General features: G+C 64.6%; 18 protein-coding genes and 3 pseudogenes. 10 read left to right on the top strand and 11 right to left on the bottom strand.

Annotated elements, in window-relative coordinates; genetic code table 11:
- The first annotated feature begins 119 nt into the window (after positions 1-119).
- Complete coding sequence (locus F0Q45_RS15140; RefSeq protein ID WP_149654714.1) at positions 120-2,225, top strand: SpoIIE family protein phosphatase; 2,106 nt, start codon at positions 120-122, stop codon at positions 2,223-2,225.
- Positions 2,226-2,241: 16 nt separating this feature from the next.
- Here F0Q45_RS15140 and F0Q45_RS15135 read toward each other — a convergent pair whose 3' ends face one another.
- Positions 2,242-6,384, bottom strand: coding sequence for a SpoIIE family protein phosphatase (locus tag F0Q45_RS15135; protein WP_188112961.1), 4,143 nt, complete (start codon positions 6,382-6,384; stop codon positions 2,242-2,244).
- 189 nt (positions 6,385-6,573) lie between these two features.
- Positions 6,574-6,876: an ANTAR domain-containing protein gene (locus tag F0Q45_RS15130; RefSeq protein ID WP_149654712.1), complete on the bottom strand. Its 303-nt coding sequence runs from the start codon at positions 6,874-6,876 to the stop codon at positions 6,574-6,576.
- Between the two features lie 263 nt (positions 6,877-7,139).
- Between F0Q45_RS15130 and F0Q45_RS15125 the strand changes: the two genes are divergently transcribed.
- Entirely contained in the window at positions 7,140-7,613 is a 474-nt protein-coding gene (locus F0Q45_RS15125; protein ID WP_149654711.1) for a MerR family transcriptional regulator, read from the top strand.
- A 213-nt stretch (positions 7,614-7,826) separates the two neighbouring features.
- Positions 7,827-8,276 (top strand): STAS domain-containing protein, encoded by a 450-nt coding sequence (locus F0Q45_RS15120; RefSeq protein WP_188112960.1) that lies wholly within the window; start codon positions 7,827-7,829, stop codon positions 8,274-8,276.
- Positions 8,277-8,452: 176 nt separating this feature from the next.
- On the opposite strand, the gene F0Q45_RS15115 is transcribed toward F0Q45_RS15120, so the two are convergent.
- Together F0Q45_RS15115 and F0Q45_RS15110 are read right to left on the bottom strand one after the other, a co-directional pair.
- Entirely contained in the window at positions 8,453-9,397 is a 945-nt protein-coding gene (locus tag F0Q45_RS15115; protein WP_149654709.1) for an esterase family protein, read from the bottom strand.
- 120 nt (positions 9,398-9,517) lie between these two features.
- Positions 9,518-9,742 (bottom strand): annotated as a pseudogene (locus tag F0Q45_RS15110) (NAD-dependent epimerase/dehydratase family protein); the annotation flags it as partial.
- A gap of 471 nt (positions 9,743-10,213) precedes the next feature.
- Here F0Q45_RS15110 and F0Q45_RS15100 point away from each other — a divergent pair.
- On the top strand, positions 10,214-11,410 hold the full coding sequence (locus F0Q45_RS15100; RefSeq protein ID WP_149654707.1) for a glycosyltransferase: 1,197 nt from the start codon (positions 10,214-10,216) through the stop codon (positions 11,408-11,410).
- Here the strand turns inward: F0Q45_RS15100 and F0Q45_RS15095 are convergent.
- The 4 genes and pseudogenes from F0Q45_RS15095 to F0Q45_RS15080 all read right to left on the bottom strand — a co-directional run.
- Positions 11,407-12,045 (bottom strand): annotated as a pseudogene (locus F0Q45_RS15095) (DNA topoisomerase IB); the annotation flags it as partial. The gene F0Q45_RS15100 and the pseudogene F0Q45_RS15095 overlap by 4 nt on opposite strands.
- A gap of 49 nt (positions 12,046-12,094) precedes the next feature.
- A complete protein-coding gene (locus tag F0Q45_RS15090) occupies positions 12,095-12,604 on the bottom strand; it encodes a DUF6328 family protein (RefSeq protein ID WP_149654706.1) in 510 nt (169 codons plus the stop codon).
- 109 nt (positions 12,605-12,713) lie between these two features.
- Entirely contained in the window at positions 12,714-13,112 is a 399-nt protein-coding gene (locus tag F0Q45_RS15085; RefSeq protein WP_149654705.1) for a heme-binding protein, read from the bottom strand.
- A 273-nt stretch (positions 13,113-13,385) separates the two neighbouring features.
- On the bottom strand, positions 13,386-14,552 hold the full coding sequence (locus F0Q45_RS15080; RefSeq protein WP_188112958.1) for an MEDS domain-containing protein: 1,167 nt from the start codon (positions 14,550-14,552) through the stop codon (positions 13,386-13,388).
- Between the two features lie 316 nt (positions 14,553-14,868).
- Between F0Q45_RS15080 and F0Q45_RS15075 the strand changes: the two genes are divergently transcribed.
- From F0Q45_RS15075 to ngg, 5 genes are all read left to right on the top strand, one after another.
- The gene (locus tag F0Q45_RS15075; RefSeq protein WP_262491020.1) at positions 14,869-15,141 is read left to right on the top strand and encodes a hypothetical protein; all 273 of its coding nucleotides are present in this window, start codon (positions 14,869-14,871) and stop codon (positions 15,139-15,141) included.
- A gap of 93 nt (positions 15,142-15,234) precedes the next feature.
- On the top strand, positions 15,235-15,597 hold the full coding sequence (locus F0Q45_RS15070) for an STAS domain-containing protein (RefSeq protein ID WP_149654703.1): 363 nt from the start codon (positions 15,235-15,237) through the stop codon (positions 15,595-15,597).
- Between the two features lie 86 nt (positions 15,598-15,683).
- On the top strand, positions 15,684-16,646 hold the full coding sequence (locus F0Q45_RS15065; protein WP_149654702.1) for a sensor histidine kinase: 963 nt from the start codon (positions 15,684-15,686) through the stop codon (positions 16,644-16,646).
- The gene (locus tag F0Q45_RS15060) at positions 16,643-17,521 is read left to right on the top strand and encodes an MEDS domain-containing protein (RefSeq protein WP_149654701.1); all 879 of its coding nucleotides are present in this window, start codon (positions 16,643-16,645) and stop codon (positions 17,519-17,521) included. Before F0Q45_RS15065 ends, F0Q45_RS15060 begins: the two co-directional genes overlap by 4 nt.
- 94 nt (positions 17,522-17,615) lie before the next feature.
- On the top strand, positions 17,616-19,409 hold the full coding sequence (ngg, locus tag F0Q45_RS15055) for an N-acetylglutaminylglutamine synthetase (RefSeq protein WP_149654700.1): 1,794 nt from the start codon (positions 17,616-17,618) through the stop codon (positions 19,407-19,409).
- Positions 19,410-19,492: 83 nt separating this feature from the next.
- Here ngg and F0Q45_RS15050 read toward each other — a convergent pair whose 3' ends face one another.
- From F0Q45_RS15050 to F0Q45_RS15040, 3 genes are all read right to left on the bottom strand, one after another.
- The gene (locus tag F0Q45_RS15050) at positions 19,493-20,092 is read right to left on the bottom strand and encodes a helix-turn-helix transcriptional regulator (protein ID WP_262491019.1); all 600 of its coding nucleotides are present in this window, start codon (positions 20,090-20,092) and stop codon (positions 19,493-19,495) included.
- A 65-nt stretch (positions 20,093-20,157) separates the two neighbouring features.
- Complete coding sequence (locus tag F0Q45_RS15045; RefSeq protein WP_149654699.1) at positions 20,158-20,376, bottom strand: hypothetical protein; 219 nt, start codon at positions 20,374-20,376, stop codon at positions 20,158-20,160.
- 18 nt (positions 20,377-20,394) lie between these two features.
- Positions 20,395-20,760 carry an STAS domain-containing protein gene (locus tag F0Q45_RS15040; protein WP_262491018.1) on the bottom strand — a complete coding sequence of 122 codons (366 nt, stop codon included), beginning with the start codon at positions 20,758-20,760 and terminating at the stop codon, positions 20,395-20,397.
- A gap of 137 nt (positions 20,761-20,897) precedes the next feature.
- Here F0Q45_RS15040 and F0Q45_RS15035 point away from each other — a divergent pair.
- Positions 20,898-21,403 (top strand): annotated as a pseudogene (locus tag F0Q45_RS15035) (iron-containing redox enzyme family protein); the annotation flags it as partial.

Here is a 21,403-nt window from a genome sequence, read left to right as displayed (position 1 = left end):
AGCTGTGAGATCGTTGCAGCGATTCGGGCAGAACGGGCAGGGATGCAAACCAGGACGAAAGCCGTCTGGCACCGGCGAGATCGCCTGCATACCGTTGCCGCATCAACGAAAGCGTTGGCGTGACCGGCGGCGAGAAGCCGACTCCGGTAGCGCTGCCTACGGATCAGTGGGTCGACGAGTTCGTTCCGGTCGGCACACCCATCGATCTCGACAACTGTGACCGGGAGCCGATTCACATCCCGGGCAGCATCCAACCCCGCGGTGTGCTCGCGGTGGTGCGCGAGCGGGACTTCGAGGTGCGACAGGTCAGCGCCAACATTGCCGATCAGCTCGGCCGCTCGGTGGACGCCGTGCTGAACAGGCACCTGTCGGTGCTGATCGGCGCCGATCAGGCCGCCCGGGTCGAGCAGGCGGCATCGAGCTTCAGCGATCCCGCCCACCACATTCGGCTCGACTGCGCTATCGAGGTCCGCGGCGAGCCATGCGCGTTTGACGCCATCCTGAGCCGTGCCTCAGCGGGTGTGCTGCTGGTGGAATTCGAAAGCGCCAGCGACGTGCGGCCGTTCTCGCTGCCGAACCCCTACCAGGAGGTGCGCAGCTCGCTGGAGGAGCTGAACCGGGCCACTACGCTCACGGAGCTTTACGAGACTGCTGTGCGCGCGGTCCGCGACCTCACCGGCTTCGACCGCGTGATGGTGTATCGCTACGACGAGGACTACAACGGCGAGGTTGTCGCGGAGTCCAAGCGCGCGGACCTCAACTCCTTTTTAGGCTTGCACTATCCGGCCAGTGACATCCCGGCGCAGGCGCGGGCGCTGTACGAGAAGAACTGGCTGCGGCTCATCTCCGACGTCGACTACACCCCGGCGCCGCTGGTACCGGCCGTCGACTCGGCCACCGGCACGCCGTTGGACCTCACCTACGCCACGCTGCGCAGCGTCTCGCCCATCCACATCGAGTATCTGCGGAACATGGGGGTGCGGGCGTCCATGTCGATTTCGTTGCTGCGGCACGATCGGCTGTGGGGGCTCATCGCCTGCCACCACCACGCCGGTCCGCATCTGCCGTCGGTCGCTACCCGGACGGCGGCCGAGTTGCTTGGCTCAACCTTGTCGCTGCGCTTCGTGGACCGGCTCGAAGATGACCAACTGCGCAAGCGGTTGGCTGCTCAAGCGGTGCTCGCCAAGCTCACCGTGGCCATGCTGGACGACGGTGAGCCGCTCGCGGCGGCGCTGCTCGGGGCGTCTCACCTGCTGGACCTGGTGCCCGCCGACGGTGTCGTGGTCAATGTCCAGGGCGACTATCGGGTGCGAGGGTCGGTGCCGTCACCGCAGGTCGTGTCTGCCGTCGCGGCTTGGGCGCGCGGCGCGGCCGAGGAGATCGCGAGCACCGAGTGCCTGTCCCGCGAGCTACCGGAACTCGACCTCGATCCGCAGCTGGCTGCCGGTGTGCTCATGCTCAACCTGCCCGATGGCCAGTACGCCGGCTGGTTTCGCCGCGAGGTGCTGCGTTCGGTGGACTGGGGCGGCGACCCGCACAATAAGGCGATTGCGGTCCGCGAAGGCAGTGCTGGCAACCAGATTCGGATGAGCCCGCGCAAGTCGTTCGACCGGTGGCGCGAGATTGTCCGCCACCGTAGCCATCCCTGGACGCCGAGCAACACTGAGTGCGCCGCGGCTTTGCGGCGCCTCCTGGTCGAGTCGCTGTACCGGCGCGCCCGGGGTGCGCTACGGATGGCCGAGACGGTCCAGCGCAGCTTGCTGCGCGCGCATCTGTTCGCCGGCACTGCGCCGGCTGAGTCGCTGAGCCAGCTCAACGATTTCTGCGTGCACATGCTGCCCGGCGCGTTGGCCACCGTTTTCGTCGCTCGGGTCGACCTGGGCTCGGGACAGGTGGAGGCCGCAAGCGGCGGGCAGCTGATCCCTTACCTGACCAACCCCTCCGAGCCGACGGCCGAGCCGGCGCCGATACGGCTTTCGCCGCCGATCGGGGTTCGTGGCGTGACGTACGCACCGAGCACATTCACCGTCCAGCCCGGGCAAGGGTTGGTCATGTTCTCCGACGGACTGGTGGAACGTCGCCGCGAGTCGATCGACGAGGGTCTCAACCGGTTGGCTGAGACGCTCGGGCGGGCGGGCAACGTGCCGGCGTCGTGGATTGGGGCCGCGATGGCGTTGGGCAACGCCGAGGATGACGTCACCATCATCGCCCTGCACCGCCCCTGAGCTTGTTGCCGCTCGGTCACCGGCTCAGCTCCTTCACGAGAGCCACCGTGGTGCCCGCTGGGGTGGGGGTCACCGCCGCACGATCAACGAGGGCCTTCATCAACGCAATTCCGCGTCCGCGATTCCCTGAAGCCGCCGGCGGCGGTAGCCAGCGGCCGTTGTCGGTCACCGTGACTGCCAGCGCAGTGTCGATCACCTCCGCGGTTACCGTCAGCTCCACGTCATGGTCGGCTTCCCGGACGGCATGCTCGACGGCGTTGGTGGCGGCCTCGCCGACCGCAAGCACAATGTCGCCAACCACTTCGGCGTCAAATGCCGCGGCTGGCAGCCAGCTGCGGAGGCGTTGCCTGATGTCGCGCAGGCTGGTGGGCACGGCGGGCACTCGCATACGCAGCGGTGCGGGCGGGTGCCGGTAGAGCAGCACCGCGACGTCATCGTCGTATCCGGCGGGCGGCGCCAAGTCCGCCATGAGGCGCTCACCGATTTCGTCGGGATGCAAACGGCGGTAACCGATGAGCGCGGTGATGGCCCGATCGATCCCGCTGTCCAACGAATCCTCTCGTCGCTCGATCAGCCCGTCGGTGTAGAGCAACAGCGTTGACCCGGCAGGCAGGACCGCGCGGCTTTCGGTGCGCGCGATGCCACGAGACGCCACCGCCAGGGGTAGCGATCGGGCGTCGTCGAGCAGCTGACGCTGGCCGTCAGCGGTCACCACTATGGGGGGCGGATGCCCGGCGCTGCTGTAGCGGATGACGGCGGCGGCTCGGTCGATGACGGCGCAGAATACCGTCGTGCAGTAGGCGTCGGGCACTGCGCGCGCGAACCGGTCAAGGCCTTCCAGCACCGTCGCGGGACCCGATTTGCTGAGCAGCAGGGCGCGCGCGGCGGAGCGCAGCTGACCCATCACCGCGGCTGCCGCCAGGCCATGGCCGACGCAGTCGCCGACGACGACACCGACGTGGTCATCACCGAGCGCGATGACGTCGTACCAGTCGCCGCCTACCTTGAGCGGCTCCTCGGCGGGTGTGTAGCGGACCGCGAAGCCGTGCGGCAACGCAGTTGGCCCGAGAATCGCTTGTTGTAGGGCCAACGCCACCGCTCGGGTTTTCTCGTACTCGCGTGCTGTCAGCAGTGTCTGGGCAAGGTGACTAGCCAGCAGGGCGAACAGGGCGCGGTCTTCGCCTCGCACCGGTCGGTTGGAGCCGAATTGCATTGCTACGGCTGCGGTTGCGGTACCGTCGAGCGGCGCGGCGATGACGGTGTCCCCATTCTGGGCAAACGTGGCCACGGATGCGGCGGGCCGGTGACGTGCCGCCTGTAGCGCCGAAACCATCAGATCCTGATCACCGTTGAGCGGGGTGCGCGGCCAGGCCACCATAGCAGGCTGCGCAGCGGCGCTGTCCCATAGCGCGACAACGGTCCGGACGGCGCCGAATAGCTTTCCCAGTTGCTCGGTGGCCGTCCCCAGCAATGCGCTAGTGGTGCGGCTGTCGGCGATAGCGACGGCAAATTGCGACAAGATCTCGTCGCGTTGGCTGGTGAGCCGCTCGGTGGTCACATCCACCGCGGTCCCAATGACGAGCTGCCGATGACTGCGCGGGTCAGTGATTGCCGCCGATGAGCAGGCCACCCAAAGCCGGTGGCCATCACGGTGTCGTAGCGGAATGGTGAAGCGGCCGCCGCCGCCCATCGAGTGGACGCGTGCCTCTTCGCACACCGCCCACGCATCCGGCTCAGATTCCTTGGCCGGTATCCATGGCTGCGGCCATGGATAGGGCAGGCCGGCCGCGTCGTAGCCGGTCAGCTCAAAAAAGGCGTGGTTGGCCTCGACGACGGTGCCATCTTGGTCGCTGAGAAAGAAGCCCTCTTGCATGGAACCGATGAGCACGCGACGGAACTCGGCTTCTCGGTTGCGCAGGCGGGCCAGCTCCAGATTCGATCGCACCCGCGCCAGCAGTTCTACCGTGGAAAACGGTTTAGCGAGGTAATCGTCGGCCCCCGCGTCCAGACCACCTACCGCCGCCTCCTCACCGGCGCGCGCGGAGAGAAACACCACCGGCGTGGTCTCCGTGCGCGGATCGCAGCGCAGCTTCGCCAACAGACCGAAGCCGTCTAGCTGCGGCATCATGACGTCGGTCAACACCAGATCTGGCTGGTGTTGTCGGGCCAACGCTAGTCCGGCACGGCCATCGGGAGCTTCCAGGACTCGCCAATAGGGTGCTAGCACCGCACTGATGAAGGCTCGCATGTCTGCGTTGTCCTCGACCACCAGAACGCTCGGGGTGTCTGGTGGTAGTTCGACGTCCGGGTCGGCGCTTTCGGGGGCGCTTGCCACGTCGCGGCGCCACTGCAGCGCTTCATCAAGATAGGCGCGATGGCTGTTCGGCCGGGCCGCGAGCCGACCGGCGGGTGCGACGGCCGCGCTCACCGTCGGATACGGCAACTCGACGGTAAAAGTGCTGCCCGCGTTCTCGTGGGATTGCACCTCGATGGTCCCGTCATGGAGCTGGACAAGCTCGGCGACCAGCGCCAACCCAATGCCGGACCCTTCGTGACTACGTCCGGTGCGGCCGCGGACGCGGTGGAATCGCTCAAACACCTTAGGCAGCTCATCGCTGGGGATACCGATTCCGGTGTCGGTGACGGCCAGGCTTACCACCTCGCCGCGCTGCTGCAGCCGAACCTCGATATGGCCTGCCGGGGTGTACTTGACCGCGTTCGACAGTAAGTTGAGCACGATCTTTTCCCACATGCCCACATCCACAAAGACCGGTCGCCGCAAGGGGGCGATGTCATAGCGCAGGTCCAGTCCGGCGTGGGCGACGGCGGGCGCAAACGAGGCGATTAACTCCCTGGTGGCGGCCGTCAGATCGACGAATTCCCGCTGCGGTGCTCGCTTGCCTGCCTCGATGGTCGCGAACTCGAGCAGGTCGTCGACCAGGCGGCGCAGCCGTCCGGCGTTGCGCCGGATCACGTCTAGACGCTCGCGCTGAGCCGGGCCCAGGGGTTCGTTGGTGTCCCGCAAACTGTCCTCGGCGGGGCCGACGATCAGCGTCAACGGTGTCCGGAACTCGTGGCTGACGTTGGCAAAGAACTCACTTTTGGCCTTGTCCAGGTCGGCCAGGGCTTCTGCCCGGCGGCGCTGAGCTTGGTAGGCCAGGGTATCGCTGACCGCGCGGCCGATCTGGGTGGCTGTCAGCCCCAGAAATCCGCGGAAGTCGTCGTCCATGATGCGGTACGGCGTCACCGCGGCGACCAGCACCGCGGCGGCACTGCCGCCATGGCCCAACTGCACCGGCATGACAGCGGCTGTGGCGGGTGGTTGGTCGCCGACCGGGTTGGCGCCCGGCAACACGGCGTCGGCCCAGGGCGCGGGAATGCTGATGAACGACAACGGGTCCCCGGTATTGACGGCATTCAGCAGCTCTGCATGCGGCGCCGTCAGCACTGACGAGTCGGTCAGGCCCATGGCGCAAACTAGGCGCAGCTGCCCGTCGTCCACCGCGAAAACAGCCGCACATGGTATGTCCGCGCGATTGGCGGCCAGGGATTGCAGCGCAGCGCGGTACACAGCCTCCAGGGTGGCGCGGCTGTGCGTCGTTGCCAGCGTTGTGCTTTCGCCGAGCGCGCGTAAGGTTCGTAACCGGCGCTCGCTCACTATCTGCTGCGTGGTTTCGGTTACCGCGGTGAAGACCCCGCCCGCTGCCCCGGTCTCGTCACGAATTGCGCTGTAAGAGTAGGTGAAATAGGCCTCCTCGAGATAGCCGAGGCGGCTGATCGGCAGCAACTGGTCAGCAGAGAAGGTGGCTTTACCGGTTTCCAGCACGCTGTTCAGCTGGGCGCCGATGATGTGCCAGACCTCGGGCCAGACCTGCGCGCCGGGACGGCCATGGGCCGGGTGCTTCGCTGGGCCTGGAATCGGTGCCCAGGCGTCGTTGTACATCAGCACCAATTCCGGGCCCCACCAGATTGCCATGGGATAGCGAGAACTTAGGCAGATGCCGACCGCTGTCCGAAGGCTGGGCGGCCAGTCGGCCACCGGGCCCAACACCGAACCCGACCAGTCGAAGGCCGCCATGCGGGCGGCCATTTCGCTATCGCCGACAAAGGGCGGGACCGTGCCCGCAGCAGCTGCTTCGGCACCCGAAGCAGCTGCCACCCGAAGGACCTCCCTCAGCTCGACGTTCCGTGAGGCGGCGGCCATGAGTAGGCCAGCGTCCCCCCAGTCTAACGCTGGGGCAACACGGCAGTCATTAGCTTGTCTAACAACAGCAGCCGCTGCACCTCTGCCGGCACGATTGACTTTGCGAAAGAATTCTTCTCAACTTGCCATCACACCGTGCGATCCTCAGCACCGCGTTAGCGCCTTGTCGACGATCTTGACGCCGTCGCGCCGAGCGCCGGTCGGCCGTTGGCCCGGCATGGTGGTCGGCTCGTCGGCACGCTGTCCGTCGCTGCCCGCGCCGTCCCGGCCAGACACCAGCTGGTCGGCGATTAGCGCGACCGATTTCTTGTAGCGCCCCGACAGCCTGGTCAACATGTTGTGCGCCGCCCGCGAGCTGATGCCGTAGCGCTGCGCCAAGATATCCTCGGCATGACCCGTAACTGCCAAGGCCGCGACGGCGCGGGTCATCGTCTGTGACGGATCCACTTCTCCTCCGATGCGGTTGAAGACCAGTATTTACGCACACGGCAAATACCCACCTGCCCGCGCGACAAACGCCGGCGCAGTGTGATCTGCGCGCCACCCGCGCTGCCCGTAGCCTGTGGTGCCGGCGCGCGGCGCGCTGACGCGCCGACGCGCCGAAAAATCTATGCGGAGCGGCGGAGATGCTGGCACGGAACGTGGTAGATTTGGTTCATATCTGTGAAGTTGTCGGTTGCGGTAGGTAGCAAACGTTGGCCAGACAGGACATGACAGGGCGCGCGCGGTCTGCCCGCGGGGTTTACGGCATCTCGGTGGCCTCGGAGCTATCCGGGGTTCCGCAGCAGACCCTGCGACTGTATGAGCGTTTTGGCCTACTGAATCCGGCCCGTACCGCCGGCGGCACTCGCCGCTACAGCGACGATGACCTCGACCGTGTCAAGCGGATCAGCGAATTGGTCGGACGCGGTGTCAACTTGGCCGGCGTCGCCCACATCCTGGGCTTGGAACTCGACAACGCCATCCTGCAAGCCGACCTCACCCGGTTGCAGGGCGACTGCACTGTGCTGCAGGCTGACAACACCCGGCTGGAGGCCGACTACGCGCGGGTGGAGACCACCAGCACCCAGATTGCGGCTGATAACGCCAGGCTGCACGCAGTGAATGCTCGCCTGGAATCTGACCCGCCTGATCTCGAAGCCGGTCAATCGCACCGCGACGACGGGCTCTCGGCTCCCCAATAATCTCGGGGCTTTCGTCGCGCGAATGCGCGACATCCATCCGCCGCCGCTAATTGCCGGCGCTCACCGCCACAGCTCCGGAGCCGGCTCGTCCCACCTTGTCGAGCCGAAACGCGAAAGATTTTCTATCGTTTTATTGATAAATATCTAATACAGATGCATCATAGATCTATCCAATTCGCCGCAGATTTTGCCGATGGATCGAGGTGGGCAAACGTGCCGACTGACCCACATCCCGGGGTTTTTAAGGCCAACGGCCAGCTCCTGCCGCCGGTGACCTCCGGCGCTGTCGTCGACTGCGCCGGCGCAACGGTTTCCGTGCGAAGTCAGGACCTCGTCACCGTGGCGGTGGTGGACGGCGAGATCGACGGGTCCAATAGCGGCCGGTGGGCCGAGGCCTTGGGCCGGCTCACCGCGTTGGAATCGCCGCTGGTTGTTGACCTGGCTGGGGTGACGTTCATGTCCGGCTCGGCGTTTCGGACGTTAGTGGCGCTCAACGACGAGTGCAACCACGCGAGCCGACCGTGGGCGCTGGTCAACGGAGATGGGTTGCGGCCGCTGCTCCGCGTCTTCCCCGACGACGGGTTGCCGGTGGTCGAATCGGTTGCCGCGGGCGTGCGGCAGATCGAGGCCAATCTGCTGCGGGCAGCCAATGGCGATGAGTGAGTGCGCTGCACGGGTTTAGCCAGGGCTAAACGGGCTAGTCACCCTTGCACCACCCACGCATCGCTACCCGATCGGAATCATCATGTTGCTGCGGCCCCACGTTCTCCCGTATGTCTTGCTGGTGACAGGCATCTTCTTATTCCTTTTCATCAGCGCATACTTGCCGTGACGGGCCCTCAGGTCTGCCCGCCGCCACCAGCGCCGAGTGTCTGCTGCATGTCACCCTTCATCGCTGCCAGCTGCGCTCCCCAGTAACCCCAGCTGTGCACTCCGCTGTTGTCCAGGTTGAATACCGCGTTGCGGCCACCGGCGGCCGTGTAGGCATCTTTGAAGGCGACGTTGCTTTGCAGCACCACTTGTTCGATGACCTGCCCCGGCAGACTTGCTTGGCCTATTTCTGACGGTGTGCCGTTGCCGCTGTAAACCCAGAGGCGGGTGTTGTTGCTCGCCAGTCGGCCAGCTTGCACAGTGGGATCGTGGCGCTGCCAGCCCGGGCCGCCGGTGGGCCCCCACATGTCTTGGGGGTTGAATCCGCCCTCGTCGCCCATGGCCAAGCCGATCAGGGTGGGGCCGCTTCCGCTGGAGGGGGTGAGATAGGCCGACAACGAGCTGGCGTAGGCGAACTGCTGCGGATGGTAGGCCGCCAAGATCAAAGCCGACGACCCTGACATGGAAACCCCCACCACCGCATTGCGGGTCGACCGCACGCCTCTGCTCGCCAAATAGCCGGGCAGCTCGCTGGTCAAGAAGGTTTCCCACTTGTAGGTCTGCCCATTGGCCGAGCCGTACCAGTCCGCGTAGAAGCTGGACCGCCCGCCCACTGGGGCCACCACCGAGATACCTGACCCGGCGTACTCGTCGAACGCGTTGGTTTCGATGTCCCAGCCGCTACGATCTTCCCGGGCGCGCAGGCCGTCGAGCAGATATACCGCTGGCGCTCCACCGGACTGAAACTCCACGGTGATGTTGCGGCCCATCCCCGCCGACGGCACCTGCAGGAATTCCGGCGCCGCCGCCCCTGCCTGGGGCTCACCGGCAACCCCGCTGACTAGCGGCAACGCGGCCGCCATAATTCCCGCGACCGCTAGCCGGCGCGTCCAGCCGTGCAGGTACCCGCCCATCCCGACTCCTTCCATTGAGGCGCAAAGGCCAACGAGTACCCCAAGCAGCGCCGGCTAAACCCCCGCCACTGACATGCCGAGGAGACGCTGCTCGATAAGCTCGGCTCCGCGCGCGGCGCCCGCCTGCCGACACAATGCGGGCACCATCCGGCCGTCTGCGGCGCGCATGCCCGGCCCGTAGGTGTTGAAGATCCGCACCACCTCCACATCGGCCCCGTCTTGTCGACGGTAGGCAAACGCCAGCGCCTCCGCGTAGCGCTTGGCTTCGTCGTAAACACTGCGCAGGCCCACGGGATTAACGTTGCCCCAGTAACTTTCAGTCCGCGGATGTTGCTGCGGGTCGCCGGGCCGCACAGCAGCATGGACGGCTACGGCGCGATGACAGCGCTGCACTACCGGCCTAACGAATGGTGGTGACCGGCGAGGACACCGTCGCGACGATCAACCAACAGGCAGACCATTCTCGGCCGGTTGAGCTGGCGCCTACCTGGAGCATGCGAAGGTAGAGCGGCGGCCCGCGCGAATCCAAGATGTCAAGTAGCAACGCCCCGGCACTGATCCGGCTTGGTTCGAAGTCCACGTGAACCCGCTCGTCGACGCCGAGCGGCGCCCAATTCAGATACGCGTCGCCTGCACGCCGTTTCGCTCCAGCATGGATCGGGTCGGCGGGGCGCTGCGCATCATGGAGGTAGTAGACCGACCTGCCCCTTAACGGCAGACATCCGAAAAACGAAGAGACGCGACGCGCAGTTTGACCACTGGTTAGCCCGGGTAGTCAAGAGAGGTTGCACTCAGGGCTTTCAGAGGGGAGCGCTAGTGAGGATCGCAATTGTCAGCGGCGACGACGTCGCCGCACATCAGTGTGCCGATGTCGTCGCTGACGACTGCGTGCAGCTGTGCGCCGCGTTGGCGGCCCAGGGCCACGAAGTCACAGCGTTCGTGCGGAGTCGGGATCATCACTCGTGCGAGATGGTCGCCAAGCACAGCTACCGCACCATAGTCACAGCAGCTGGCCCCCTCGCAGCGGTTGCGCCGCAGCAGGTGCTGCCGCACGTCGGCGACTGGGCGGGTGAGCTTGCCGATATCTGGTCGACGGATCCGCCCGACGTTGTCCACGCGCTCGGGTGGTTAGGCGGTCTGGCCGCACAGCTGGCTGCCAGGCGCCAAGGTCTGCCCACGGTCCAGACCTTCCATGGTCTCGCCAGCCTGAAAGCTTCAGATTCGTCTGACCGGCAACTCGTCAATACCGAACGCGCACGTCTGGAGCCCCTGCTAGCCCGCAATGCGACCTGGGTCACCGCCGGTAGCAGCGCCGACGTCGATGCACTGGCCAAGCTGCGCCGCAGCCGCGCGCGTTTGTCGCTTCTATCAGCCGGAGTCGACGTCTTGCGCTACGCTCCCGTCGGCCCACAACTCGACCGCACCGACCTGTACCGCATTCTCTGCCTAGCGCCGGACCCGTTGCCACACAACGGGTTCGACAGAACGATCCGGGTACTTCCTAAATTGCCTGGGGCGGAACTGGTCATCGCTGAGAGCGCCGCGACGGATCGCCGTCACGCCGCCGCCCGCGCCGCACTCAACGACCTGGCCGGGGACCTGCGGGTAGCTGACCGAGTCCGCTTTGCTGGGGCCGTTGCCGCTGACACGCTTCCGGCACTACTGCGATCGGCTGACGTCGTGGCCTGCACCGCCCGGCAGGCGCCGCGGGCAAGCGCGGCGCTGCAAGCCATGGCCAGTGGAGTGGCCGTGGTCGCGGTGTCCGCCGGCGCCCTGACCGACACCGTGGTGCACGTCGTTACCGGACTTCTGGTGCCACCCGAGAGGCCGAAGGAGTTGGCGGTTGCGCTGAAAAAACTGCAAACAGAGCACTTCAACTGCGCGGGCATGGGCGCAGCGGCACGCTTGCACGCCGAGTCACGCTTTAGCTGGGAGCGCATCGCCCGCGACGCGGTAAACATCTATCGCCAGGTCGAATCGGCGCAAGAGTTGCAGCGAGTCAGCGCCAGATAGCCACACTGAAGAAGTGCGGTGCCACGCCAGGTCCATAAGTCCTTGCGCTCTCGTCGTCGCCGACCAACACCTTGAAGCGCGCATTGAGGTCGTCGGCACGAATATCAACCCAGCCGGATCCGCTGCGCCACAGCAAGAGTCGTTCGGCGTTGGTTTCGTCGAATCAGCGAACGCACCGCCCGGACCACTTCTGGGTCCTCGATCAGCAGTGTGCGCCGCACACCGCTCGTGGCCGGGTAGTCGGAGGCCACCGCGTCGCGGCGAATGGTCGCGTGCTCGCAGCGCAGGGTCGTGATGCCATAGGACTCGTTCTCGTCGGCGTACTGCTCACCGCCAGCGCGGAAGTAACCCAGGCCGAGCAAATGCAGCGCCAGTGCCAGCACCCAATCTCAGGTGAGGCCGCGACCCGCGCGGTCCTGCCCGATCTGGCGCCGCGGCCCCGGCAACTGTTTGGACATCTCCAGCACGCGGTCGAACTTTTCTTCGGCACGCTCCTGCTGCCAGGCCTGGTGATACGGATACTGGCGGCGCCCGGCCGCGTCGACCCCTATCGCCTGAATGTGTCCATTCGAGTGCGGGGAGATCCACACCTTCTTCCACGCCGGCGGTATCACCAGATCCTGGATTCGCTGCACCGGGAATTACCCGTGCAGACACCGGCTCACACCAAGGTGGCCAGATCAATCAGTAATCCGGCAAGCGCACATCGCGGGTGCGCAGCGACAGCGGAACCAGCACCCAGAACAACGCAAACAGCACCAGTGCACACGCCCCGGCGATGAGGCCCGCGGCCATCCCGGAGACAGCGTCAAAGATGATGACCGTCACCCCGGTCAACGCCAGACCAAGCAACACCAATCCGGCGTACGCGCAACGATGCGCCGCCGACACCAGCACCACCAGGCGGTGCCGCCGAAACAGCAGCCGGTGCATACCCACCGGAGCAATGAGCAGCACGGTGGCGCCCACCGAACACGCGACCGTCGCGAGGTAGACGCCGTGCAGCGTCAGAATGTCGAAGCGCTGCTGGAACGGCAGCGTCAGCAAGAACCCGGTGAGCAGCTGGACTCCGGTTTGCACCACCCGCAGCTCCTGCAACAGGCTATTCCAATTGCGGTCGAGCCGTTGGAGTTCAGTCTCCCGGCGCTGGCGGTGGTCCCACTGCTGATCCCGTTGCGCAGCGTCGGCATCCATGTCCGCGATCATCGCATCCGACGAGTCTCAGCGGGAAGTATCCCACCGGCACAGCCGAACGGCCCGCCACAGCACTGTGGCGGGCCGTCGCTTCTCGCTTCTGGCTTGACTAGCCGGCCATGAACTCGTGGTAGGCCGACGCCAGTGTCGGCGGCAGCACCGACACATTGCACTGGCGCTCGGTGTCTCCGATCGGCGCCAGGATTCCGCGCAGGTCGTAGTACTCGTTGGGGTGCGCCGTGAAGTAGTTGCGAAGGTTGGCGGCTGCCTCCCCACGCGGTTGGCCGTAGGCGGCCATGACCACCTGGTTTGCCTCCGGATGGCTGGCCAGATACTGCTGCGCTGAGCCGGTGACAGACGAGATGGTGGCCCTAACACCTTCCGGACTGCAATCGGGTGCGGCCACGGCCGACGGCGCGCCGACCAAACCGATGGCTAACCCCCCGAGCAGGCAGCCGGCGCTGACCGCGGCGACCCGCCGGCGCGCGACGATACTGCTGAATTTCATGATTTGTTCCTTCGAATGAGCGAACTGAACGTGGGGCTCCCGAATCCCCGAAAACTAAAGTAGCGGAGCGCAAAGCAGGAGGCGGCCGATGTTCGCGCACAACGAACACGCTCATCGTGGCTGCGTGTGCCTAGCGGTGACCGGAGCAACTCAAGTGACGGAAGTTGTTAAGCGACAACCAAACCCGGGCAGCAACGGTAAGAACTCTCAGGAACGACGGCCACTTCTTAAGTGATCGTGATCGTGATCGTGATGCAACTGTGACCTGGTGGGTCAGCGCATTTCGTCATGGCGTAGCTGATGACGCAACCTCAGCAAGAACTCGGAGGCCGCATCGTAGCCGGGTCGTGGACCCTGACTTGCCCAGGTATCGACGAGTTGGCGAGCCGCTTCCCGCAGCTTGATGTTGCCGTCCTGAGAGAGCGCCTTGATGATCTGGAACGCATGCTCGGCTGTCAGGCCGAACGCTTGCATCAACATTCCTTTCGCCTGTTCGATTACCGGTTGGCTGGCCAACTTGTTCCTCAGATCGGCAAGTTGTCGCTGCAAGTCGTCAGCGGCGACCGGTGCAGGGCAATCACGCTGCGCCACTTCCACCAGCACATTGCTCAGGCTTGACCGCCCCGGAAGCCGAATCGGCAGCGGTGACGACATCTGTAGCGTGACCATGATGCCGTCGCGGCGGGCGGCGTCGTTGAGCCGGTGCAGCGAGCCCACAGCCAGGAAAGCCAATGCGCTCGCGTCGATGCCGACATGAGTTCGCGAGCCTCGCCGCCAGATTGTGCGCAGCGCCTCCATAAGAATGCCGTCGCTGCACGCGTCAATCTCGCCGCATACCGCGATGTCCGTTCCACCAGCGGAATAGATTTGAAACGGTGCGGCGCCGGCGTTGACATAGGGATGAAGACACACCAATCCGGTTGCGCCAAGACCGAGTTCCTGGACGTCATAGGCACATAAGGCAGAAACCGGCAACTTTGCCATCTGCTGATCCATCAGGAACTCACACGCCGAAAACGACTCCCGCTGGTCGGGCGTGCGGGCAACCGCCGTACCGTCAACTACTGCTCGTAATCCGGAGAAACCGCCGGCGATCGCTCGTTGGGTTGCGGCTATCCCCGCTGCCACCGATGTTTCTGGGTCAACAATGTCAGTGCCCGGCAGGAACGCGTAAAAGTGCTGAATAGGCACGGCGTGGATCCGACCCTTTGACACATCACTGGGCAACCGACTGCGGAGCGTATCGACTTGTCGAGCAAGCGATTTCGACGTGCCGGCACCGACATACATCACATATTGATGCGCCCGCAAACCGTCGGTCAAATATTCGACAGCTCGTAGCTCGAAATCGCCTCGACGGCGGTAACCCCAGCCCAGATGGCCGAAGGGAATCAATCCCGCAGCCGAATTGACGGTGTCATGCTGACGATCGGACGTCATCATCCTTTCCAACGATTTCCAACGGGGTCGATCACTGCTGGCCAATCTTGGTCGCCGACTCCGGTCGGGACTGTGTCACTGAAAACCACGCTGGGCCACAAAGCGCACCTGCTCTCAGCATATCGACTGTCTGGGGCGCTGTGAACCTTCGTTGGAGGGTTTGCGAACGCTCGAAGCGGCCACCGATTGCAAAGTGGCTCGCGTGCACATACTCTGTTGTTTCGACTAAGCAGGTAGTCCGAAGCGGTGTCGGTCATCATGAACGTGGCCGGTCAGATGAGGCCGCGAGTAATCAGTTCCTCATGAGGGATACCGGATGGCTGCTAGGACTGGCGCACGAATTTCAGCGGATCGCGGCGAATCCCGGGTCCGGCCGCAAAACGACAGCGACATCATGCCCCCGATTGAGGCATGGCTTCGACAGCAGCTGCGTGAGAGTGCCATCGAGATACGCAGGCTGGCCTACACCCTGCCGGATGGATTGGGCGAGCATGCACTGCTGAGGTTATCGGAGCAATTGAGTACAAGCGCCGAGCAGCATCTGGGCGCGCCGTCGTCCGTCCTGACTGACTTGGCGCCCATGCAATAGAGATCCACCTTGCCCCGACGGATAGCTCAGGTCTGGGGATGGCCGACTGTGTGGGAAGCTAACGGAACATGGCCGCTGAACTTAGGACAACCGTTGGATGAAGGTCTGATCAGCACCTCGGTCGAGCAATCCGAAGGAGTCCTGGTAGTTGTGGTAGCGGGCGAAGTTGACACCAGCACCGCCATTACCTTGGAAACAGCGATTGACCAAGCGCTTAGCGCTGCGCCACCGGCGCTGGTCATTGATTTGTCGGCCGTGCGGTTTTTTGGCTCAGCCGGGCTGAATGTCTTAGCGCAAACTAACGAATCAGTGCGAGAGTCAACCAATTTTGCGGTCGTGGCCAGTAGTCCCGCGACCAGCATTCCACTCCAGGTAACCGGAATAGACAAGCTCTTACCGGTGTACGAGAGCCTTGATGAGGCGCTATGCGTCGTTCGCACGGATACCCACAAATAGCTCAAAAAATCGTTGCTGACGGCGGGGTAGCCTTTGATGTTGAGGGCGCAATAGCGGCTGGTGTAGCAATTTAAGGTGGTGGCCGCATGATCACGCGGGTGCCTGCTGGTTCAACCGGAGTGGTGCACGCTGCGCTGTTGTATCGCGGCGAAGGCGCCTACCTCGACACGGTGCTGCCCTTCGTTGCGGAAGGGTTGGCCAAAAGTGAGTCGGTGCTGATCGCGCTGCCCCAGAAAAGCTTGGCGTTGGTGCGCCAGGCGTTAGGTGATGCAGCCGACGAGGTGACAATGGCCGATATCACCGAGATCGGCCGCAACCCGGGCCGGATTTTGGGGTGGCAGGCGGCGTTTGCCGCCGAGCGTGCCGACCGGCCGGTCCGCATCACTACGGAGATCTTGTGGCCCGGGCGTACCGTCGAGGAGTATCCGGCCTGCGTGCAGCATGAAGCTTTGTTCAACATGGCCTTCGCCGGCCGGGACATGACAGCGCTGTGCCTGTATGACGCCGAAGCGCTGGATACGATTGCCGCGGCCGACGTCGGCTGCACTCACCCGGTGTTGTGGCAATCCGGATCGATGCAAATCAGCCCCGATTACCAGCCCGTGGCGGTGCTGGACCGGTACAACCAGCCGCTGCCGAACAGCGCCACAGCCGTTCACTACACCGTCCGAACAGCCGGCGATCTTGGCCCGGCGCGCTCCTTTGCCACCCGGTATGCGCAGTGGTTGGGTTTGTCCGCCGATGGCGTGACCAATTTGCTGCTCATCATGACCGAGCTGGCCACCAACAGTCTGCAACATGCCGGTAGCGCGTGTCGGCTCGCTTTTTGGCAGCACAACGGGAACCTTGTCTGTCAGGCCAGCGATCAGGGCCGACTGGACGACCCGCTGGCGGGGCGCCGACCACCGCCCACCGATGACGCGACCGCCGGCCGGGGACTGTATCTGGTCAACACCATCGCCGATCTGGTGCGCAGCCACACCAGCGTCAATGGCACCACGATCCAGGCCTACCTGCGGTTGGATTCCTCGAAAGACCCGATCACATGACGCGCAAACACGGCGTGGTCGCCTCCGCAGCTGGGCTAATCCCCTTCGGCCATCTGGGTTGGGGGTATGCGGATAGGGCGGACTTTTATGCCCGCGCCGCGGAGTACATCGCCGACGGGCTGGCCCAGAACCAGCGGGTTGACTACGTCGGTGACGCCACTCGCGAGCAGCTGTGGGCCGAGCTGGCCGCGATGGCCGGTCTCTGCGGCCGGCTTAACGAAGGCAACATCGCTGTGACGCCGACCATGGAGTTTTACGCCGTTGCTGCCGGCACCGATGTCGTGGACCCGGAGACGGCCCTGGCTGCCCGGGTAGTAGCAGTTGAGCAGGCGATCCAGGACGGCTACACCGGCTTCCGCGCCGTCGCTGACTGCACGGCGGTGGCTCGGCGACCTGAGCAACGCGACGCATTCGGTCGCTTTGAGTTTCTGATCGACCAAAAAATGGCGGTCCTGCCGGTCTCCGCGCTGTGCGCCTACGATCTCAGCCAACTCGCCGACGGCGCCGCCGAACTACTTTGCCTGCATCCCTACGTCAGCTGCCAAGGAGCACCGTCGTTTCAGCTGTACGCCGAACCCGGTGCCGACTTTGCGCTCAGCGGTGAGATTGACGCCTCTTGTGGCCAGATGTTTGCCGACGCGCTGGGTCGCATTTTGTCTCAGACTGCGGAGAAGGCGGTGATCATTGACGCCCGAGGGCTGGAGTTCATCGGTCACCGGCAGCTAATCACCCTCGATCGCTATGCCCAAGCGCACGCCCGCACCGTCGTGTTGCGCGCCGCTCGGCGGACTATCACGCGACTCGCCGGTCTGCTCAGCCTGACCAACGTACGGGTCGAGCCGCCGCTACAAGGCTTCGACGCGGACGGGCCGTGAGTCGGTAAATTCGCCGCAAGATGGGTAAACGGTGACCATGGCGCTTCGAGCAAAGACTCCGGGTCGCGTACCACGACGGAAAGTCGGTTAAGCCATGACGGCCGTCGATCCTGTTCAGCATCATCGCGAGGCAATCACACTCGATCTGCACAACGCCTCGGTGCCCCACTTGATGGACGCGACCGCCAAAGATGTGGAGCTCGAGTTGGGGTGGGGTCGGCTCATCTTCGGCCAGACTTTTACCGATACCAGCACCCTGAGCGAGGTGCTGCGCAACGAAGCGCCTGGGCGCCGCGACATCTGCATGTACGCCCGCGAGTCACACGTAGTCGTTGCTCAAGCACCCAACGAGCTGTTCATCGACCCCAGCCACACCTATCGACTGCGCTTCGCCGATGACTGTCAGCCAACAAAGTTGGCGCCGTCCGCGGCAGGCGTGACCGTACGCACGCTCGACAGTGCGGCCGATGCCGATTCCATGAATCGGGTGCTTGTCCGCTGCGGAATGGTTCCGGCGCCGGTCGAGACGACTTGGCGCAACCATCTGCATAGCGACGCGGTGACATACCTAATCGCGGTTCGTGCCGATGGCGATGCGGTCGTCGGCACGGTGACGGGTGTCGACCACCGAGTCCTGTTCGCAGATCCCGAGCACGGCTCGAGCCTGTGGTCACTGGCGGTCGATCCAGCAGCCGGGCTACCCGGAATCGGCGAAGTGCTGACCCGCGCGATGGCCGACCGGTTTCGCCGATCCGGACGTGCCTACCTGGACCTGTCAGTCGCGCACGACAATGCCGCGGCCATCGGCCTGTATGAAAAACTCGGTTTTCGCCGGGTCCCGGTGCTGGCGATCAAGCGCAAGAACGCCATCAACGAGCCGTTGTTCACGTCACCGCCGGCGACTGTGGCTGACCTCAATCCCTACGCGCGGATAATCGCCGAGGAGGCACTGCGCCGCGGAATCCGGATCGAGGTTTTGGACGCCGAGACCGGCGAAATGCGACTTAGCCTGGGCGGTCGCAGCGTCATTACTCGTGAGTCGCTGTCGGAGTACACGTCGGCCATCGCGATGTGTCGTTGTGACGACAAGCGTCTGACCAGGCGCCTCGTCAAGCAGGCCGGCATCAATGTTCCGCGTGCGCGCTTGGCCACCTTCGACGACGAGGACTACGCGTTCCTGACCGAGGTCGAAGAGGTCGTGGTCAAACCGACACGCGGAGAGCAGGGCAAAGGCATCACCGTAGGAGTTAGGGCGCGCGATGGCGCCGAATCGCTGGCTGCGGCCGTGGCACGGGCCAGGGAGCAACACCCTGAGGTGCTGATCGAGCAACGAGTACGCGGAGACGACCTGCGGATCGTGGTGATCGACGGTCGGGTGGTTGCCGCCGCGCTGCGGGTTCCCGCCGAAATCATCGGTACCGGGGATCACCGCGTGCGCGAGTTGATCGAGACGCAAAGCCGACGGCGCTCCGCCGCCACCGACGGCGAGTCCTGCATTCCCATCGACGACATCACCGAAACGACGGTCGCCAAAGCCGGTTGGCGGCTAGACGATGTGCTGCCCCAAGGAACCAGGCTGCGCGTTCGCCCCACCGCCAACCTGCACCAGGGCGGCACCATCCACGACGTCACCGGCCGGGTGAACCCGCACTTGTGTCGGGTTGCGGTGAAGGCGGCCGAGGCGATCGGTATCCCGGTGACGGGGATTGACTTGCTGGTACCCGATATCGCCGGCACTAACTACACCTTCATCGAGGCCAACGAACGACCCGGCCTCGCTAACCATGAGCCGCAACCAACCGCGTCGGCTTTCGTCGATTTCCTATTCCCCGGCCAGCCCGGACAGCCACTCGCCTGGGCGCCGGAGGAGTCGCGCGCTGACTCGTAGTAGTCGCACCGAAAGCGCTGCAGGGCATGTGCCGCCAGCCGCCGCAATGGATTTCCTCGCCGGCCGGGATACGACCCACGTCCTCATTGGCGCAGCGTGACGGCGGGACTCTGTCCATGGTGCTGCCGATACAAGGTCGCGAACCGCCCGGTGTGGGCAAATCCCCAGCGACGAGCGATCTCAGCGACCGTGGTGGTGGCCCGGTTGCCGTCCACCAGGTCGCGGTGCGCATGATGCAGCCGTACCCGGCGAACATAATCCATGGGGGTGCAGTCACGATGGCGACGAAACATGTACTGCAATGCCCGTGGTGTGACGTAGACAGCGCCAGCGATGTCGGCCAATGAGAGGTCGTTGTGCGCATTGTCGTCAATGAAGGCGATAGCCCGCCGCAGCAGCACCGGGGTTGAGTCGTGACGATCCTCGATGGTGGGCTCAACCAGGGCGTTGTTGGGGAAACTGCTCAGCAGGACCGACGCGAAGTGATCGGCGGCGGTGGATGCCACCAACGGTGAAGCGGGCACCAAAGACTCACCGAGCGTCAATGCCCCCAAGTAGTCGATCGCACTGGTCATCCGACTGCGGGCAGCCAGCGAGACCGGCTGAAAGCCGGTCAGCCGCACCGGCTCCGGACGTTGGCTCGGTGCCGCCGCGGCCACCCGCTGCAGCAGCACGGGTTCCACCAGGACGAGGTCGAAGTCGGGATGATCGCATCGCCCGCTGAAGGGCCGGTCCCGACCACACGCGGCTAAGGTCGGCTAAGGCGGATCTTTCCCACCGGGTCGGCCCGCCAATCGATGTCGTAGCCGAGTCGCACCTCACCGACATCCAGGCGCCCGCAGCAAACCCTCTTGATCCGCAACTGATTTGGCACCGACGGACGCGCCCCGACGAGCACGGTCGCATAGGCTCGGCCGAGGAAAGCCTCGACCTCACCAGGGTCGTCGCTATCGAAGACGACTGCCATGCATCCCTGCTTCGCTAGCTAGCGGTCCAGGTTACCTTCGCGCACGCCGGTGAGCGCTTCGTCCAACGTCGGGTAAAGCGGGAACGTCTTGTCCAGACCGGTCAGGTGAATCGGCCGCCTGGTGGCCGGGCCACGCGCCACGACCCCGAACTCAGCGCTACCGAGTTCCTCCTTGGTCGACGCGAGGATCTTAAGCCCCACCGACCCAAGGAAGTCCACCTCGGAAAGATCGACGATCAGCGCTGTGGGGTTGTCGGCCACCACTCCGCCAATGGCTTCTTCGAGCGCTGGAGCCGTAACCAAGTCAATTTCGCCGCCGACACGAAGGACGGCCACCCCGTCGTAGTCAGTGACCACCGCGGTGATCGAATTAGGTGCTGACAATAGTGGTCCTTTGTCGAAAGTGGTCCTGTGTCGAAAGCCTTAGGCGTACTGCCAGCCTAACGTGTCTCGCCGACGGTGAATACCGGCTGCTCATCCCGCACACAGTTTGAGCGGTCGGATTAGGGGTATTCAGCGGCGTGACTCAGACTCCGCTTCGACCTGCTGTCGAGCCGGCCCTGCCGGCGGGCTATGGACCGTTGTCCATCGCCGTGCAGCGCGCCTTGACCGGCCCGGCTCCCCGTGACCAATTTGCCCGCATCAGCGCATCGGTGGGTGATGTCGATCCGTATGGGCTGGATCTGCAGCTGGCCTTGTACATGTGCTACGAGTTGCATTATCGGGGCTTCGCCGGGGTGGATCCGACGTGGGAGTGGAATCCCGCGCTGTTGCATCTGCGCGCCGATCTGGAGCGAGCATTCCTAGCCGGGGTACGCCGCGACGTCGGCCGCATCGAGCCGCACGACACGTCGATGGCCGAAATGGACAAACTGTCCATCGAACCGGTCGATGGCACCGGACCGTCGTACTACCTGCGCGACGAGGGGACCTGGTCGCAGATGCGCGAATACTTCGCGCACCGATCGCTGTACCACCTCAAAGAAGGTGACCCGCATGCATGGGTAATTCCTCGCTTGACCGGTCG

This window comes from Mycobacterium simiae (genome assembly GCF_008370645.1).
In the GTDB taxonomy this organism is placed as follows: domain Bacteria; phylum Actinomycetota; class Actinomycetes; order Mycobacteriales; family Mycobacteriaceae; genus Mycobacterium; species Mycobacterium simiae_A.
The sequence above is the reverse complement of the archived record's forward strand: the minus strand, read 5'-3'. Positions and strand labels throughout refer to the sequence as shown.